This window comes from Mycobacterium marseillense, from assembly GCF_010731675.1.
Lineage (GTDB): Bacteria > Actinomycetota > Actinomycetes > Mycobacteriales > Mycobacteriaceae > Mycobacterium > Mycobacterium marseillense.
Genome location: NZ_AP022584.1, coordinates 2,313,347 through 2,330,171, shown reverse-complemented (window position 1 = coordinate 2,330,171; position 16,825 = coordinate 2,313,347). Strand labels below are relative to the sequence as shown.

At 69.1% G+C, this 16,825-nt stretch carries 14 protein-coding genes; 12 read left to right on the top strand and 2 right to left on the bottom strand.

Annotated elements, in window-relative coordinates:
* Positions 1-33: 33 nt before the first annotated feature.
* The 5 genes from G6N26_RS10425 (at position 34) to mnmA (ending at position 5,281) form a co-directional block, all read left to right on the top strand.
* Entirely contained in the window at positions 34-990 is a 957-nt protein-coding gene (locus G6N26_RS10425) for an electron transfer flavoprotein subunit alpha/FixB family protein (protein ID WP_067168678.1), read from the top strand.
* A 278-nt stretch (positions 991-1,268) separates the two neighbouring features.
* Positions 1,269-2,123, top strand: coding sequence for a GNAT family N-acetyltransferase (locus G6N26_RS10420; RefSeq protein WP_083018935.1), 855 nt, complete (start codon positions 1,269-1,271; stop codon positions 2,121-2,123).
* Positions 2,120-2,992: a lysophospholipid acyltransferase family protein gene (locus tag G6N26_RS10415; RefSeq protein WP_067168682.1), complete on the top strand. Its 873-nt coding sequence runs from the start codon at positions 2,120-2,122 to the stop codon at positions 2,990-2,992. Before G6N26_RS10420 ends, G6N26_RS10415 begins: the two co-directional genes overlap by 4 nt.
* A 33-nt stretch (positions 2,993-3,025) precedes the next feature.
* Positions 3,026-4,204, top strand: a complete 1,179-nt coding sequence (locus tag G6N26_RS10410; RefSeq protein WP_083018937.1) for a cysteine desulfurase family protein — start codon at positions 3,026-3,028, stop codon at positions 4,202-4,204.
* A complete protein-coding gene (mnmA, locus tag G6N26_RS10405; protein ID WP_083018939.1) occupies positions 4,205-5,281 on the top strand; it encodes a tRNA 2-thiouridine(34) synthase MnmA in 1,077 nt (358 codons plus the stop codon). It begins immediately after the preceding gene.
* 7 nt (positions 5,282-5,288) lie between these two features.
* Here mnmA and G6N26_RS10400 read toward each other — a convergent pair whose 3' ends face one another.
* Positions 5,289-5,933, bottom strand: coding sequence for a sensor domain-containing protein (locus G6N26_RS10400; protein WP_067172362.1), 645 nt, complete (start codon positions 5,931-5,933; stop codon positions 5,289-5,291).
* A 99-nt stretch (positions 5,934-6,032) separates the two neighbouring features.
* On the opposite strand from G6N26_RS10400, the gene G6N26_RS10395 reads away from it, so the two are divergent.
* The 7 genes from G6N26_RS10395 to G6N26_RS10365 all read left to right on the top strand — a co-directional run bounded on the left by G6N26_RS10395 (position 6,033) and on the right by G6N26_RS10365 (position 15,853).
* Positions 6,033-7,058, top strand: a complete 1,026-nt coding sequence (locus G6N26_RS10395) for a uroporphyrinogen decarboxylase/cobalamine-independent methonine synthase family protein (RefSeq protein WP_083018941.1) — start codon at positions 6,033-6,035, stop codon at positions 7,056-7,058.
* A gap of 46 nt (positions 7,059-7,104) precedes the next feature.
* The gene (gene ligA / locus G6N26_RS10390) at positions 7,105-9,186 is read left to right on the top strand and encodes an NAD-dependent DNA ligase LigA (protein ID WP_083018943.1); all 2,082 of its coding nucleotides are present in this window, start codon (positions 7,105-7,107) and stop codon (positions 9,184-9,186) included.
* 4 nt (positions 9,187-9,190) lie between these two features.
* Positions 9,191-10,291: a cystathionine gamma-lyase gene (locus tag G6N26_RS10385; RefSeq protein WP_083018945.1), complete on the top strand. Its 1,101-nt coding sequence runs from the start codon at positions 9,191-9,193 to the stop codon at positions 10,289-10,291.
* A gap of 35 nt (positions 10,292-10,326) precedes the next feature.
* A complete protein-coding gene (locus G6N26_RS10380) occupies positions 10,327-10,935 on the top strand; it encodes a TetR/AcrR family transcriptional regulator (protein ID WP_095578269.1) in 609 nt (202 codons plus the stop codon).
* 214 nt (positions 10,936-11,149) lie between these two features.
* Positions 11,150-11,554: an MmpS family transport accessory protein gene (locus tag G6N26_RS10375; protein ID WP_067172374.1), complete on the top strand. Its 405-nt coding sequence runs from the start codon at positions 11,150-11,152 to the stop codon at positions 11,552-11,554.
* Positions 11,551-14,451 (top strand): MMPL/RND family transporter, encoded by a 2,901-nt coding sequence (locus G6N26_RS10370; protein WP_067172370.1) that lies wholly within the window; start codon positions 11,551-11,553, stop codon positions 14,449-14,451. The genes G6N26_RS10375 and G6N26_RS10370 overlap by 4 nt, the downstream gene beginning before the upstream one ends.
* Before the next feature lie 151 nt (positions 14,452-14,602).
* Positions 14,603-15,853, top strand: coding sequence for an HNH endonuclease signature motif containing protein (locus tag G6N26_RS10365; RefSeq protein WP_163648769.1), 1,251 nt, complete (start codon positions 14,603-14,605; stop codon positions 15,851-15,853).
* Positions 15,854-16,060: 207 nt separating this feature from the next.
* On the opposite strand, the gene G6N26_RS10360 is transcribed toward G6N26_RS10365, so the two are convergent.
* Complete coding sequence (locus G6N26_RS10360) at positions 16,061-16,717, bottom strand: ACT domain-containing protein (protein ID WP_095578268.1); 657 nt, start codon at positions 16,715-16,717, stop codon at positions 16,061-16,063.
* Between the last annotated feature and the right edge of the window lie 108 nt (positions 16,718-16,825).

Here is a 16,825-nt window from a genome sequence, read left to right as displayed (position 1 = left end):
ACCATTCGAGAGACGAGAAGAGCGATATAACCCATGGCTGAAGTATTGGTGCTCGTGGAGCACGCCGAAGGTGCGCTGAAGAAGGTCACCTCCGAGTTGATCACGGCCGCCCGCGCGCTGGGCGAGCCGTCCGCCGTCGTGGTCGGGGCGTCGGGCACGGCCGCCCCGCTGGCCGACGGGCTGAAGGAGGCCGGCGCCGCGAAGATCTACGTCGCCGAGTCCGATGATGTGGACAAGTACCTGATCACCCCGGTGGTCGACGTGCTGGCCGCGCTGGCCGAGTCGAACGCGCCCGCGGCGGTGCTGCTGGCCGCCACCGCCGACGGCAAGGAAATCGCCGGCCGCCTCGCGGCCCGGATCGGTTCCGGTCTGCTGGTCGACGTGGTCGAGGTCAAGGAGGGCCCGAAGGCCATCCACTCCATCTTCGGTGGCGCGTTCACCGTCGAGGCCCAGGCCAACGGCGACACCCCGGTGATCACCCTGCGCGCCGGCGCCGTCGACGCCGAGCCGTCCGCCGGTGCGGGCGAAGAGGTCACCGTCGAGGTCCCGGCTCCCGCCGAGAACGCCACCAAGATCACCGCCCGCGAGCCCGCGGTCGCCGGTGACCGCCCGGAGCTGTCCGAGGCCACCATCGTGGTGTCAGGCGGTCGCGGCGTGGGTAGCGCGGAGAACTTCAGCGTGGTCGAGGCCCTGGCCGACTCGCTGGGTGCCGCCGTCGGTGCGTCACGTGCCGCCGTCGACTCCGGCTACTACCCGGGCCAGTTCCAGGTGGGCCAGACGGGTAAGACGGTCTCGCCGCAGCTCTACATCGCGCTGGGCATCTCCGGTGCCATCCAGCACCGCGCGGGGATGCAGACCTCCAAGACCATCGTCGCGGTCAACAAGGACGAAGAGGCACCCATCTTCGAGATCGCCGACTACGGCGTGGTGGGCGACCTGTTCAAGGTCGCCCCGCAGCTGACCGACGCGATCAAGGCACGCAAGGGCTGAGTTTCTCGGCCTCGAAGAGCCCCCGGCGCCGCGGTGCCGGGGGCTTTCTTCTGCCGTCTCGCCGATCCCGTGCGCCGCAAGGGCCCCACCGGGCCCCCGCCGCGGGGATCTGCCGCGGTGGGCAAAAACCTCGTCCCGCCTTCCAGTGATCGAGTGACCGATGGGCCGTCGGCACCCGCCGGCAGCCGCTGGGCTCGGTCTCATTTCGTCATCTGACGTGCACCGACACGTCACAGCGCCGATGCCGACCAGCTCACCGGCTACGCCACGTTGGTCCCATGAGCATCGCTTCTGTCCTCATACCCGCCGACAAGCCCAGCGGCGCGGCGACCGGCCCTTCGGCCGCACCGCGCTATTCCCTGTTGCTGTCCACCGACCCCGCCATGATCGAGGCGGCGCAGCGACTGCGCTACGACGTCTTCACCAGCACGCCGGGCTTCGCCCTGCCGGCGGCCGACGGGCCCGGATCGGACCGGGTCGACCAGGACCGCTTCGACGAGTTCTGCGACCACCTGCTGGTCCGCGACGACGACACCGGCGAGCTGGTGGGCTGCTACCGCATGCTGGCGCCCGCGGGCGCTATCGCCGCGGGCGGCCTGTACACCGCGACGGAATTCGACATCCGCGCCTTCGATCCGCTGCGGCCGTCCCTGGTCGAGATGGGCCGCGCCGTGGTGCGCGACGGGCACCGCAACGGCGGCGTGGTGCTGCTGATGTGGGCCGGCATCCTGGCCTACCTGGACCGCTACGGCTACGACCACGTCACCGGATGCGTGTCCGTGCCCATCGGCGGCGAGCCCGACGATCAGCCCCCGGGCAGCCGGCTGCGCGGCGTCCGCGACGCCATCCTGGCCCGGCACGGGGCGCCGCCGCAGTACCGGGTGCGGCCGCACCGCCCCGTCATCGTCGACGGGACCGCGCTCGACGACATCCCGGCGCCCGCGCGGCCGTCGGTGCCGGCGCTGATGCGCGGGTACCTGCGGCTGGGCGCCCAGGTGTGCGGGGAACCCGCGCACGACCCGGATTTCGGTGTCGGCGACTTCTGCGTGCTACTGGGCAAGGCGCACGCCGACACCCGATACCTCAAACGCCTCCGATCGGTGTCGGCCGCTGCGGAACTGGCGGGGAAATGACCGGCACCGGGCATTCCTGGCTGCCGCGCGCCTCGTGCGATGCCGGCTGTGTGCACGCCGGCGACGCGGTTGCCTCCCCGCCGCTGCTGAAGCTGGTGCGGATGGCCCTTCGCCTGTCGCTGGCGCTGCTGCTGGCGCCGGGGCTGCCGCTGCTGGCCGTGCCGCTGCCGGGGCGCACCCGCGTGCAGCGCATCTATTGCCGGTTGGTGCTGAGATGTTTCGGCATCCGGATTACGGTGTCGGGCAACCCGATTCGCAACCTGCGTGGTGTGCTGGTGGTCAGTCCGCACGTGTCGTGGCTCGACGTCTTCGCCATCGGCGCGGTGTTGCCCGGGTCGTTCGTCGCCCGCGCCGACATGTTCACCGGGCCGGCGACCGGGATCGTGGCGCGCATCTTGAAGGTCATCCCGATCGAGCGGTCCAGTTTGCGGCGGCTGCCCGCCGTGGTGGACACCGTCGCCCACCGGTTGCGCGCGGGGCAGACGGTCGTTGCGTTCCCGGAGGGCACCACGTGGTGCGGCGGGGAAGCGGCCGGAGGAGGAGCCGGACGATCACACCGAGGCCGCGGGGCCTTCTATCCGGCGATGTTCCAGGCCGCGATCGACGCGGGCCGGCCGGTGCAGCCCCTGCGGCTGACCTACCACCACGTCGACGGCAGCCCCTCGACGGTGCCGGCCTTCGTCGGCGACGAGACCCTGCCGGGCTCCATCCGACGGTTGCTCGCGGTGCGCCGCACGCTGGCGCGGGTGCACGTCGAGTCTCTGCAGCTCCCGGGGACCGATCGACGGGTTCTGGCCGGACGCTGCCAGTCGGCGGTGGGCGCTGGGACGGCCCGGTGCGCTGGTCACGGGCGCGTGCTGGTGGCCTGAGCCCACCGGTGGGCCGGTATCGTGGGTCGCGTCATGGTCTATTTGGATCACGCCGCCACCACCCCGATGCACCCCGCCGCCGTCGAGGCGATGACGGCTGTGCTGGGCACGGTGGGCAACGCCTCCTCGCTGCACACCAGCGGCCGGGCGGCGCGGCGCCGCATCGAGGAATCCCGTGAACTGATCGCCGACAAGCTGGGGGCGCGTCCCTCCGAGGTCATCTTCACCGCGGGCGGCACCGAGAGCGACAACCTCGCCGTCAAGGGCATCTACTGGGCCCGGCGCGACGCCGAGCCGCGACACCGGCGCATCGTCACCAGCGAGGTCGAACACCACGCCGTGCTGGACTCGGTCAACTGGCTCGTCGAGCACGAAGGCGCCGAGGTGACGTGGCTGCCCACCGCGCCCGACGGCTCGGTGTCGGCGGCGGCGCTGCGCGAGGTGCTCACACGCCACGACGATGTCGCGCTGGTCTCGGTCATGTGGGCCAACAACGAGGTCGGCACCGTCATGCCCGCCGCCGAACTCGCCGCCGTCGCAGCAGAATTCGGCGTCCCGATGCACAGCGACGCCATTCAGGCGGTGGGGCAGCTGCCCGTCGACTTCGCCGCCAGCGGCCTCTCGGCGATGAGCGTGACCGCACACAAATTCGGCGGCCCCGCGGCCGTCGGCGCGCTGCTGCTGCGCCGCGACCTCGCGTGCGTGCCGCTCGCCCACGGCGGTGGGCAGGAGCGCGACATCCGTTCGGGCACCGCCGATGTGGCCGGTGCGGTCGGAATGGCCGCGGCGGCCCGGATCTCGGTCGACGGGCTCGAGGTCAACAGCGCCCGCCTGCGGGCGTTGCGGGACCGCCTCGTCGACGGCGTGCTGGGCGGCATCGAGGATGTCAGCCTCAACGGCGCCCGCGACTCGCTGCGCCTCCCCGGCAACGCGCACTTCACGTTCCGCGGTTGCGAGGGCGATGCGCTGCTGATGCTCTTGGACGCCAACGGAATCGAGTGCTCGACCGGTTCGGCGTGCACCGCCGGCGTCGCGCAGCCCTCGCATGTGCTGATCGCCATGGGCGCCGACCCGACCAGCGCCCGCGGATCGCTGCGGCTCTCATTGGGGCACACCAGTGTTGACGCCGACGTCGACGCGGTGCTGCGGGTGCTGCCCGGGGCGGTGGAGCGGGCGCGCCGGGCGGCGCTGGCCGCAGCGGGGGCGTCGTAGGTGAAAGTGCTTGCTGCCATGAGCGGGGGCGTCGACTCGTCGGTCGCCGCGGCCCGGATGGTCGACGCCGGTCACGATGTGGTGGGCGTGCACCTGGCGCTGTCGACCGCGCCCGGCACGCTGCGCACCGGCTCGCGGGGATGCTGCTCGAAGGAGGACGCCTCGGACGCGCGTCGGGTCGCCGACGTGCTCGGAATACCGTTCTACGTCTGGGATTTCGCGGAGAAGTTCCAGGCCGACGTCATCGACGAATTCGTGTCGTCTTATGCCCGCGGGGAGACGCCCAACCCGTGCGTGGTGTGCAATCAGAAGATCAAGTTCTCGGCGCTGTCGGCGAGGGCCGTTGCGCTCGGGTTCGACACAGTGGTCACCGGCCACTACGCCCGACTTTCCGGTGGGCGGCTGCGCCGCGCCGTAGACCACGACAAGGACCAGTCCTATGTGCTGGCGGTGCTGAGCGCCGAGCAGTTGCGCCACGCCGCGTTCCCCATCGGGGACACCCCCAAGTCGCAGATCCGCGCCGAAGCCGCCCGGCGCGGCCTGGCCGTCGCCGAAAAGCCGGACAGTCACGACATCTGCTTCATCCCGTCGGGGGACACGCGCGCCTTCTTGGGCGCGCGCATCGGGGTTCGCCGCGGCGCCGTGGTCAATGCGGAGGGCACGGTGCTCGCCGAACACGACGGGGTGCACGGCTTCACCATCGGCCAGCGCAAGGGCCTGGGCATCGCCGGGCCGGGCCCCGACGGCCGCCCCCGCTACGTGACCGCAATCGACGCCGAGACCGCGACCGTGCGGGTGGGGGAGGCGGCCGACCTCGAAGTGCGCGAATTGGTCGGGCGCACACCGGTATTCACCTCGGGCTTGACGCCGTCGGGCCCCATCGAGTGCGCGGTCCAGGTGCGCGCGCACGGTGAGACGGCCGACGCGGTGGCCGAACGCATCGACGATGAACTCGTCGTGCGGCTGCGCGTCCCGCTGCGCGGCGTCGCGCCGGGCCAGACGCTGGTGCTGTACCGGCCCGACCCCGACGGGGACGAGGTACTGGGCAGCGCCGTCATCGCCGCAACGTCGCGCTGATCCCGGCCTAACGCGGCACGTTCGCGACGATGTTCGTCATCACGATGTCGGACACCGATTGCGCGAAGCCGCAGAACGTCACCTCCAACATGGCCACCGACAGGAGCCGGTAGTCGCGGCCGCAGCCACCGGGCCGCAGGTGCAGCGAGGTGCCGTCGGAGTTCCAGTCACCGACGTAGAGCTGACCACCCGAGCCGTTCGCGCAGTCCCCGACGGTGCCCACCAGCGCGTTGAAGGCGGTCCGCGCGGTGTCGGCATCGCGATAGGCCGCGGCGCCCTCCGAGATCAACGCGCCGTCGGGCGGGTCCTGAAAGGTCGTCTTGTGGAACGCCTCGAGGTCGGGCCCGAAGGTGGCCGTCTCGTCGTAGATGAACCGGCACTCCCGCGGCGCGGTCTGGGCCAGCGCGTCGATGTTGACCGGGCTGGTGCCGTCCATCGAGGGAATGATGGTCAGGTGTTCGCCGGCGCCGGTGATCGCCCGCATCCGCGACTGGTCCAGCAGGATCGTGTCGACGTTGACGCCCTGCACCACCCTGCGGTTGGCGTCGGGCCCCGCCAGCGCCGCGCCGTCGACCACCCGGGTGCACGACACCGCCAGCAGCGCCGCCGCGCACCACAGCGGCAGCCTCGCCCACTTCGTCCTCTGCGACACCGTTTTTGCACCCCTCTGGGGTTGAACCTACCCGCGCGGCCCCCCGGCACACAGCCCCTGCCGACCGGGGGCCGAAGCGACGTCGAATACGGTTGGCCAGTGAGTGTTTTCGCGGGGCCCAGCGGCGTCGGTTCCTGGCCGGGCATCGCCGCGCGGGAGGCCGCCGCCGTGGTCGTCGGCGAACTGGCGGGCGCGCTGCCCCACCTCGTCGAGCTGCCCGCCCGCGGGGTGGGCGCTGACCTGCTGGGCCGCGCCGGGGCGTTGCTGGTCGACGTGGCCATCGACACGGTGCCGCGCGGCTACCGCCTCGCCGCCCGGCCGGGCGCGGTCACCCGCCGCGCCATCAGCCTCCTCGACGAGGACATGGACGCGTTGGAAGAGGCCTGGGAGACCGCCGGCCTGCGCAATGACGGCCGCGTGGTCAAGGTGCAGGCCCCGGGCCCGATCACGCTCGCCGCTGAGGTCGAGCTGGCCAACGGGCACCGGGCGATCACCGACCCCGGCGCGCTGCGCGACCTCACGGCGTCGCTGGCCGAAGGCGTCGCCGCGCATCGCGCGCAGCTGTCCCGACGCCTGGAAACGCCGGTGGTGGTCCAGTTCGACGAGCCGTCGCTGCCAAAAGCGTTGGGGGGAGCGCTGAGCGGGGTGACCGCTCTCAGCCCGGTCGCTGCGCTCGACGAGGCCGTGGCCGGCAGCCTGCTCGACTCCTGCGCCGAGACGGTGGGCGGCGAGGTGGCGCTGCACTGCTGCGCACCCGGGATACCGTGGGATCTGTTGCAGCGCAGCATCTTCAGTGCGATATCGGTCGACGCGGGCACGTTGAGCGCGGCGGATCTCGACGGCATCGCCGCGTTCGTCGAGTCGGACCGCGCCGTCATGCTGGGCGTCATCAACACCGGCGCCACCCGCGCCCCGTCACGGCGGCCGTCGGCGGAGCAGGTCGCCGCCGCGGTGGTCGCGGTGACCGATCGCCTCGGCTTCGCCCGCTCGGCGCTGCGCGAACGCATCGGCGTCACCCCGGCCTGCGGTCTCGCCGGCGCCACGCCCGAGTGGGCGCGCACCGCGATCGAGCTCGCCCGCAAGGCGGCCGAGATGTTCGCCGAGGATCCCGACGCCATCGAATAGGCGGCCGAGCGGGTTTTGCGTCGGTGTTCTCGGATAGCCTGCCAAGGTGAGCTCAGCAGAAGCTGATTCGGTAGCGCCCGAGGTTCGGCGGCAGTGGCAGGACCTGGCCGAATCGGTCCGTGAACACCAGTTTCGCTACTACATCAAGGACGCGCCGATCATCTCGGACGCCGAATTCGACACGATGTTCAACGAGCTCCTCGCGCTGGAGGAGCGCCACCCCGAGCTCCGGGTCGCCGATTCGCCGACCCAGCTGGTCGGCGGGGCGGGCTTCGCCACCGACTTCGCCGAGGCGCAGCACCTGGAACGGATGCTGAGCCTCGACGACGTCTTCGACCGCGACGAGCTCGTCGCCTGGAGCAATCGCGTCGAGAACGAGGTCGGCAAGGAGCCCCATTACCTGTGCGAACTCAAGATCGACGGGGTGGCGCTGTCACTGGTGTACCGCGACGGTCGGCTGGAACGCGCCGCGACCCGCGGCGACGGCCGCGTCGGCGAGGACGTGACGCTCAACGCGCGCACCATCGACGACGTGCCCGAGCGGCTGTCGGCCGACAAGCACTTCCCGGCGCCGGCCCTGCTCGAGGTGCGCGGCGAGGTGTTCTTCCTGCTCGCCGACTTCGAGGCGCTCAACGCCAGCTTGGTCGAGGACGGCAAGGCGCCGTTCGCCAATCCCCGCAACAGCGCCGCCGGCTCGCTGCGCCAGAAGAATCCGGCCGTCACCGCCCGGCGCAGGCTGCGGATGATCTGTCACGGCATCGGCCGCACGGAAGGGTTCGCGCCGAAGACCCAGCACGAGGCCTACGCCGCGCTGAAGGCCTGGGGCCTGCCGGTGGCCGAACAAACGGCACGCGTGCGCGGCCTGGCTGCGGTCGAGGATCGGATCGCCTACTGGGGCGAGCACCGCTACGACCTCGAACACGAAATCGACGGCGTGGTGGTCAAAGTCGACGACGTCGCGTTGCAGCGCCGGCTCGGGACCACGTCGCGCGCGCCGCGCTGGGCGGTCGCCTACAAGTACCCGCCCCAGGAGGCGCAGACCAAACTGCTCGACATCCGCGTCAACGTCGGGCGCACCGGGCGCGTCACGCCGTTTGCATTCATGACGCCGGTCAAGGTGGCCGGGTCGACGGTCGGGCTGGCCACCCTGCACAACGCCGCCGAGGTCAAACGCAAGGGCGTGCTGATCGGCGACACCGTGATGATCCGCAAAGCCGGCGATGTCATCCCGGAGGTGCTAGGGCCCGTCGTCGACCTGCGCGACGGCTCCGAGCGCGAATTCGTCATGCCCACAACGTGTCCCGAATGCGGCACCACGCTGGCACCGGCCAAGGAGGGCGACGCTGACATCCGCTGCCCCAACGCCCGGTCCTGTCCGGCGCAGCTGCGGGAGCGCGTGTTCCACGTCGCCGGTCGCGGGGCGTTCGACATCGAGGGGCTCGGCTACGAGGCCGCCATCGCCCTGCTCAAGGCGGAGGTGATCGCCGACGAGGGCGACCTGTTCACCCTGACCGAGGACGACCTGCTACGCACCGAGCTTTTCCGGACGAAGGCGGGCGCGTTGTCTGCCAACGGCAAACGGCTGCTCGACAACCTCGGCAAGGCCAAAAAGGTTGCGCTGTGGCGGATTTTGGTGGCGTTGTCCATCCGGCACGTCGGGCCGACGGCGGCGCGCGCCCTGGCGACCGAATTCGGCGACCTGGACGCCATCATGTCCGCCTCCACCGAGCGGCTCGCCGCGGTCGAGGGGGTGGGCCCGACGATCGCCGCGGCACTCACCGAATGGTTCACCGTCGACTGGCACCGGGCGATCGTCGACAAGTGGCGCGCCGCCGGCGTGCGGATGGCCGATGAGCGCGACACCAGCGTGCCGCGCACGCTCGAGGGGTTGACGGTAGTGGTCACCGGGTCGCTGGCCGGCTTTTCCCGCGACGACGCCAAGGAGGCGATCCTGGCACGCGGCGGCAAGGCCGCCGGGTCGGTGTCCAAGAAGACCGACTACGTGGTGGCCGGGGATTCACCAGGGTCGAAATACGACAAGGCCGTCGAGCTGGGGGTGCCCGTCCTTGACGAGGACGGCTTCCGGCAGTTGCTCGCCGATGGGCCGTCCGAAACTCCGGCGGAATAAGCCGATGAGCGGTCGCTACGGCGATTCCACCCGCAGCCTCAAAGCTGTGAATTCCCAAGCGGTTTCGGGCCAGCCGGTCGCGCCGCAGCCGGTGCTCGCCGCCACGTATCATCTTTCGGCCGACGAAACCCTGGACAGTTATGGCCGCAGCTCCAATCCGACCTGGCGGCAACTGGAGTCGGCGCTCGCCGAGCTGGAGGGGGCCGCGGGTGCTGTGGTGTTCGGCTCCGGCATGGCGGCCGTCAGCGCGGTGCTGCGGGCCTGGGTGCCGCCGGGGTCGACGCTGGTGGCGCCGGCCGACGGCTACTACCAGGTGCGCCGTCACGCCACCGAGGACCTGGTGGGGGTGACGGTCATCGCGGCGCCGAGCTCACAGATCTATGACGCCGCCGCCGGGGCCGACGTGGTACTGGCCGAAACCCCCACCAATCCGGGGCTGGACGTGGTCGACCTGCACCGGCTGGCCACCATCTGCCACGGTCGCGGCGCGCAACTGGTCGTCGACAACACCGCCGCCACGCCGTTGGGTCAGCAGCCGCTGTCGTTGGGCGCCGACGCGGTGGTGGCCAGCGCCACCAAGGCCCTGTCCGGTCACAGCGACCTGCTGGCCGGATACGTCGCCACCAGTCAGCCCGAGTTACTCGCCGCCGCCGAGCGCCAACGCCTGCTCGCGGGAGCGGTCCTGGGCGGGTTCGAGGCGTGGCTTCTGTTGCGCAGCCTGGAAACTGCCGGACTGCGATTCGAGCGCCAGTGCCAAAACGCCCGAGCGGTGGCGACGATGCTGGCCCGCCACCCGGCGGTGCGGGCCGTGCGCTACCCGGGGTTGGCGCAGGATCCGGCGCATCCGGTGGCCATGGCGCAGATGCGCCGATTCGGAGGCCTGCTCTCGGTCGAACTGGCTGGCGCGGCCGCCGTGCACGCCCTCGTCGATGCCAGCGAGCTGCTGATCGCGGCCACCAGCTTCGGGGGGCTGCACACCTCGGTGGACCGGCGGGCCCGCTGGGGGGACCCGGTCGCCGACGGATTCGCGCGCATTTCGCTCGGCATCGAGGACACCGACGACCTCGTCGCCGATATCGAACGCGCGCTCATGACCTCCCGATAAGCCACATACCCACGCCGCACCGCACGAGCGGCTCTATCGTGGGCTCTATGACCCAGACGGCCGAGGAGTGCGAGCAGGCATCGCCGTGGTCGCCGCGCGAGGCCGAAATCCTGGCGGTGACCGTGGAGCTGCTGCAGGAACACGGCTATGACCGATTGACCGTTGACGCGGTGGCCGGCGCCGCGCGCGCCAGCAAGGCCACGGTGTATCGGCGGTGGCCGTCGAAAGCCGAACTGGTGCTGGCCGCCTTTATCGAGGGCGTCCGTCAGGTGGCCGTCCCGCCGAACAAGGGCACGTTGCGCGACGACCTGCTGAGCCTGGGGGAGACGATCTGCCAAGAGGTGGTCCAGCACGCCGGGACGGTCCGCGCGGTGCTGGTCGAGGTGTCGCGGAATCCGGCCCTCAACGACGTGATGCAGCACCAGTTCATGGATTACCGGCGAGCCTTGATCCACCACGTGCTGCACCAGGCCGTGGCCCGGGGCGAGATCACCGAAGACGTCATCACCGACGAACTCTGGGACCTGTTGCCCGGGTACCTCATCTTCCGGGCCATAATTCCCGACCGACCGCCCACCCGTCGCACCGTGGAGGCGTTCGTCGACGGGTTCCTCATTCCGGGCCTGACCAGGCCCACCGGGTAACCACACGGCCATTTCGCGCCGGCCCGACGCGGGGAAAACATAGATACGCGCGCGTCTCTTGTGCAGTACGGTCCCGTACCGTACTGTCAAAGCTGTCGATCACGCTTACGATGTTGGCAGCCGCGCTCGGCTTGGGCGCGCCCCTGTCGCCCGACATTCGAAAGGCTAACGGGTGAAAGGCTTTTCGATCGCATCCCTGGTCAAGCGGGGATGGATGGTGATCGTCACCGTGCTCGTCGTCGCGCTCGCGGGGTTCGGGATCTACCGGCTGCACGGGATCTTCGGCTCGCACAACACCACGTCGCCCAACAGCGGCCTGTCCAACGAGATCGTCCCGTTCAACCCCAAGCAGGTTGTCCTCGAAGTGTTTGGCGCTCCGGGATCGGTGGCGACCATCAACTACCTGGACGTCAACGCGCAGCCGCAGCAAGTCAAAGACGCCCCCTTGCCATGGTCGTTCACCATCACCACCACGGAGCCCGCGGTCATTGGCAACGTCGTGGCGCAGGGCAATGGGGACACCCTCGGCTGCCGCATCACCGTCAACGGTGAAGTGAAAGACCAACGCACGGTTCACAAAGTCGACGCCTACACCTTCTGTCTGGACAAATCTGGATGAGCAACGATCAACAGCCGCGGTCCTTTGTGCCGCGCACCATTCGCCGGCTCGCGCTGCCGATCCTGCTGTTCTGGGTGGGGCTCGCCGCCCTCACGAACATCGCGGTACCGCAACTGGAAGACGTTGGGAAAACCCACAATGTGGCGTTGAACTCGCCCGACGCCCCGTCGCTCAAGGCGATCAAGCGCATCGGTGAGAAATTCCACGAGTTCGACACCGACAGCTCGGCCATGATCGTGCTGGAAGGTGACAAGCCGCTCGGCGCGGATGCCCACCGCTTCTACGACGAGATGATCCGCAGGGTCGAGCGGGACAAGAAGCACGTCCAACACGTCCAGGATTACTGGGGCGACACCCTCACCGCCGCGGGATCGCAGAGCAGCGACGGCAAGGCCGCCTACGTTCAGGTCAACCTTGCCGGCAATCAGGGCTCGGCGTTGGCCAACGAGGGCGTCGGCGCCATCCGCGACATCGTCGAACACATGAAGCCGCCCCCCGGCGTCAAAACCTATGTGACCGGCGCGGCGCCGCTGATCTCCGATCAGTTCGACGTCGGCAGCAAGGGGACCGCCAAGGTCACCGGGATCACCGTCGGGGTGATCGCGGTGATGTTGTTCTTCGTCTACCGCTCGGTGTTCACCACATTGCTGGTGCTCGCCACGGTCCTGATCGAAATGTCAGCCGCCCGAGGTCTTGTCGCATTCCTCGGGAACGCGGGAGTCATCGGGTTGTCGACCTATGCGACGAATCTGCTGACGCTCTTGGTGATCGCCGCCGGAACCGACTACGCGATCTTTTTTGTCGGCCGCTATCAAGAAGCGCGCGGATCCGGTGAGGATCGCGAAACCGCGTTCTACACCATGTATCACGGCACGACGCACATCGTTTTGGGATCGGGGCTCACCGTGGCGGGTGCGGTCGCCTGCCTGAGCTTCACCCGGCTGCCCTACTTCCAAAGCCTCGGCATTCCGGCCGCATTGGGCATTCTCGTCGCGCTGTTCGCCGCGCTCACCCTGGGGCCCGCCATCCTCACCCTAGGTGCCAAGGTGGGCATCTTCGACCCCAAGCGGGCGATCCGGACGCGAGGTTGGCGGCGCATCGGCACCGCCATCGTCCGTTGGCCGGGCGCGGTCCTGGCGTCGGCGTGCGCGCTGGCCCTCGTCGGTCTGCTCGCCCTGCCCGGATACAAGACGAGTTATGACACCCGGCCGTACATGCCCGCGAGCGCACCGGCCAACATCGGTTACGCCGCCGCCGAGAAGCACTTCTCGCGGGCCCGCCTGGAGCCCGAATTGCTGATGGTCGAAACGGATCACGACATGCGTAATCCGGAGAGCATGCTCATCCTGGACAAGGTGGCCAAGGCCGTGTTCCACGTCCCCGGCATCGCCCAGGTGCAGTCCATCACCCGGCCGTTGGGCACCCCGCTGGTCCACAGCTCGCTCGCCTTCGTGGTCAGCAATTCCAGTGCGGCGCAGCAGCAAAACCTGACCTACCAACGCGATCGGGCCGACGACGCGCTCAAGCAGGCCAATGAGCTGAGCAAGACCATCAACATTTTGAAGCAGCAGTACGTGTTGCAGCAGCAGCTCGCCGGCACCACCCACGAGGAGACCGAGAGCTTCCGCGACACGCTCGTCACGATCCGGGACCTGCGCGACAAGATCGCGAATTTCGACGACTTCTTCCGACCGGTGCGTAGCTATTTCTATTGGGAAAAGCATTGTTACGACATTCCCGCCTGCTTCGCTTTCAGATCCCTCTTCGACGCGCTCGATGGCGTCGACCAGCTCACCGAGAAATTCGAAAACCTCACGGCCTCCCTCGACAAGCTCGACGCGCTGCAGCCCAAACTAACGGCGCTGATCCCGCCGCAGATCCAGAGCCAGGAAACCAATCGCGACCTGACGTTGGCGAATTACGCCACGCTCTCGGGCATTTACGCGCAGACCGCGGCGGCGATCGACAACGCGACGGCGCTGGGGCGGGCCTTCGACGCGGCCAAGAACGACGACACCTTCTACCTGCCGCCCGAGGTGTTCAACAATCCCGACTTCAAGCGCGGGTTGAAACTGTTCCTGTCACCGGACGGCAAGGCCGCCCGCATGATCGTCACGCATGAGGGCGATCCCGCGACGCCGGAAGGCATTTCACACATCGACCCGATGGCCAAGGCCGCGCACGAGGCCTTGAAGGGCACGCCGATGGCCGGTGCGCAGATCTATCTCGGCGGCACCGCCGCGACGTACAAGGACATTCAGGACGGAGCCAAGTACGACCTGATGATCGTCGCGTTTGCGGCGCTGAGCCTCATCCTGCTGATCATGATGATCATCACGCGCAGTCTGATCGCCGCGCTCGTCATCGTGGGCACGGTGGCCCTGTCGCTGGGCGCCTCGTTCGGGCTGTCGGTTCTGGTGTGGCAGTACATCTTCGGCATTCAGCTCTATTGGGTTGTGCTGGCGCTGGCCGTGATCCTGCTACTCGCCGTCGGATCCGACTACAACCTGTTGTTGATCTCGCGGTTCAAAGAAGAGATTCATGCGGGCCTGAATACCGGGATCATCCGGGCGATGGCCGGCTCCGGCTCGGTGGTCACCTCGGCCGGCATCGTGTTCGCGGTCACCATGTGTGCGTTCGTGTTCAGTGGTTTTCAGGTGCTCGGCCAGATCGGCACGACCATCGGCCTCGGCCTTTTGTTCGACACACTGATCGTGCGGTCGTTCATGACGCCTTCTGTCGCACGGCTTCTCGGGCGCTGGTTCTGGTGGCCGCAGCGGGTGCGCCCACGACCGGCCAGCACCATGCTGCGCCCCTACGGCCCGCGCCCGGCGGTGCGTCAGCTGCTGCTGTGGGAAGACGACGACCCGGTGGCGATGTCATCAGAAGCTCGCTGATGGGGTTGTGCCGGGCTGCGAATCGGGATTCGCGGTAGTTTCAGCGCACTGACCTGTGGCATCCGGCGTGGGCTGGGGGATGCGCGCACCAACTTCGGAGCTGGGCTTTCGGGCAGCCGGTTTTGTCGGTGGTCGCTGCGATGATGGCGTCATGTCTTCGACCGCACCTGCTGACGCCGAGGTGGTGACTGCGAGCGACCGCCTTGAGGTGTTGTTCGAGGAGTTGGCGGAGTTGGCCGGTCAGCGCAATGCGATTGATGGGCGCATCGTGGAGATCGTCGCCGAGATCGATCGCGACCAATTGTGCGGTGTGACCGGTGCGCGCTCAGTGCCGGCGTTGGTGGCCTGGAAGTTGGGGTGTTCATCGGCCAATGCCCACACGATCAGCACCATCGCTGGCCGGCTGAGCGAGTTCCCGCGGTGTGCTCAGGGGATGCGCGAGGGCCGGTTCTCGGCCGATCAGGTGGGGGTAATCGCCGCACACGCGGGCCAGGGATCTGATGACCATTACGCCCAACTGGCCGCGGTCGCCACGGTCAATCAGCTGCGCACCGCGGTCAAGCTGGAGCCGCGTCCTGACCCCGACCCGCGTCCCGAGCCCGAGCGGTCGTTTATCGCGACCGCCACCGAGCAGGGGGCGTGTTATCGGATCACCCTGGGTCACGTGGATGCCGCGACGTTCGACGCCGCGTTGGCCTCGCATCGTGACGCGCTCATTAGCGAGTGGCGCCGCGACCACGGCGAGGGCGCGGGCGTGGGTGATCAGCGTCCGCCGGTGCCGGGCACGGCCGAGGCGTTCATGCGCCTGATCGAAGCGGGATGGGACAGCGAGGCCACTCGTCGGCCTCATGGGCAGCACACCACGGTGGTGGTGCACCTCGATGTCGCCCAGCGCGCTGCCGCGCTGCATCTGGGGCCGCTGCTGCCCGACGCCGAACGCCGATACCTCACCTGTGATGCCACCTGTGAGCTGTGGTTCGAGCGCCACGGCGAGGTCATTGGGGCCGGGCGGGCAACCCGGGTGATCAACCGGCGCCTGCGCCGCGCGCTCGAGCACCGCGACCGTATGTGTGTGGTTGCGGGTTGTGGCGCCACCCGGGGTTTGCACGCCCACCACCTGCGGCACTGGGAAGACGGCGGCCCCACCGAGTTGGCCAACCTGGTGCTGGTCTGCCCCTATCACCACCGGTTGCATCATCGGGGCCTGATCACCCTCACCGGACCCGCGCACGCTCTGGTGGTCACCGACGAGGACGGCCGAATCCTGAGCCCGGCATCGCTGGCACGCCCACCCACGGGGCCCCCGCCCGCGGTGGCGCCCTGCCCCGGCCCGACCGGCGAACGCGCCCACTGGTGGTGGTATGACCCCTTCCAACCCCAACCACCACCGACAAACAACTAGCCCGGCTACCGGGGCCGGCCCCTACCGGGACTGCATCGACGCAAACATGTTGGTGCATGGAGGAATTGGTTCAGACGACTGCGCCGCCTCGCTTTTGTTCGCCAGAGAAGCACGAGGCTCGCACGCGAGCGAACAACTGCCCATACCGATTCGCCATGCCCATCCTTCGAGGTATGCCCAACCGGATTCGATTGTGTTGGCGTCCGATTAGCGCAGCATGGTGGCGACGATCCCGGCGAGGTAGCCCAGCCGCGCGACCTCCGACGGCCGGAATTCGGGACCCGGGCGACCGAGCACCACCGCGGTGTGCGGGTCTCCCAGCGGGGCCGCGACCATCGTCATGTCCATGTCGCGCCATGCTTTCGGCACCCACTCGGCGTTGCTGTCCAGCGGCACGGCACGCTCGAGCGGCAGCCACGGGGCTGTGTCCGCCTTGGTCTCCGGGGCACCGCGGCTGCCGGCAAGGCGCTGCAGCTCGCCGCCCGAACTGCGCAAGACCGTGCACCAACTGACGCGCAGCACCCTGGGCGCCTCGTTGGCCAGCACCTGCAGCCTGGACGCCGTGTCGCGGGCCGCAGCGATATGGTCGAGCAGCTCCAGCTCGCGGTGCGCCTCAAGCAGACCGGTGTGTGGACGCACGCTGTCCACCCGAACGCCGGACAGTGATTCGGCGGCGGTGATCAGCGAGTCCGGCATCGCTCCCGCCGGCAGCTCGATGACCAGATCGTCGATCGCGTACCCCGAGCTTCGCTCCACGACGTCGAGGGACAAGATGTCAGCTCCCACCGAACCGAGCGCCACCGCCAGGGAGCCCAGGCTTCCCGGACGGTCGACCAGCTCGATGCGCAACAGATAGGAGGGCACGGCCAACACTGTTGCACAGCGATGTGTCGGCGGCATTTCGGCCGTCCGCCGACCCAGCGGGTGACTGGTCGACTGCGCCGCCCTACAAATAAGCTGAGCGGGCTGGTC

Coding starts and splice junctions, on each gene's coding strand:
- G6N26_RS10425 (WP_067168678.1), top strand. CDS start 34: ATGGCTGAAGTATTGGTGCTCGTGGAGCACGCCGAAGGTGCGCTGAAG.
- G6N26_RS10420 (WP_083018935.1), top strand. CDS start 1,269: ATGAGCATCGCTTCTGTCCTCATACCCGCCGACAAGCCCAGCGGCGCG.
- G6N26_RS10415 (WP_067168682.1), top strand. CDS start 2,120: ATGACCGGCACCGGGCATTCCTGGCTGCCGCGCGCCTCGTGCGATGCC.
- G6N26_RS10410 (WP_083018937.1), top strand. CDS start 3,026: ATGGTCTATTTGGATCACGCCGCCACCACCCCGATGCACCCCGCCGCC.
- G6N26_RS10385 (WP_083018945.1), top strand. CDS start 9,191: ATGAGCGGTCGCTACGGCGATTCCACCCGCAGCCTCAAAGCTGTGAAT.
- G6N26_RS10375 (WP_067172374.1), top strand. CDS start 11,150: ATGGTGATCGTCACCGTGCTCGTCGTCGCGCTCGCGGGGTTCGGGATC.
- G6N26_RS10370 (WP_067172370.1), top strand. CDS start 11,551: ATGAGCAACGATCAACAGCCGCGGTCCTTTGTGCCGCGCACCATTCGC.
- G6N26_RS10365 (WP_163648769.1), top strand. CDS start 14,603: ATGTCTTCGACCGCACCTGCTGACGCCGAGGTGGTGACTGCGAGCGAC.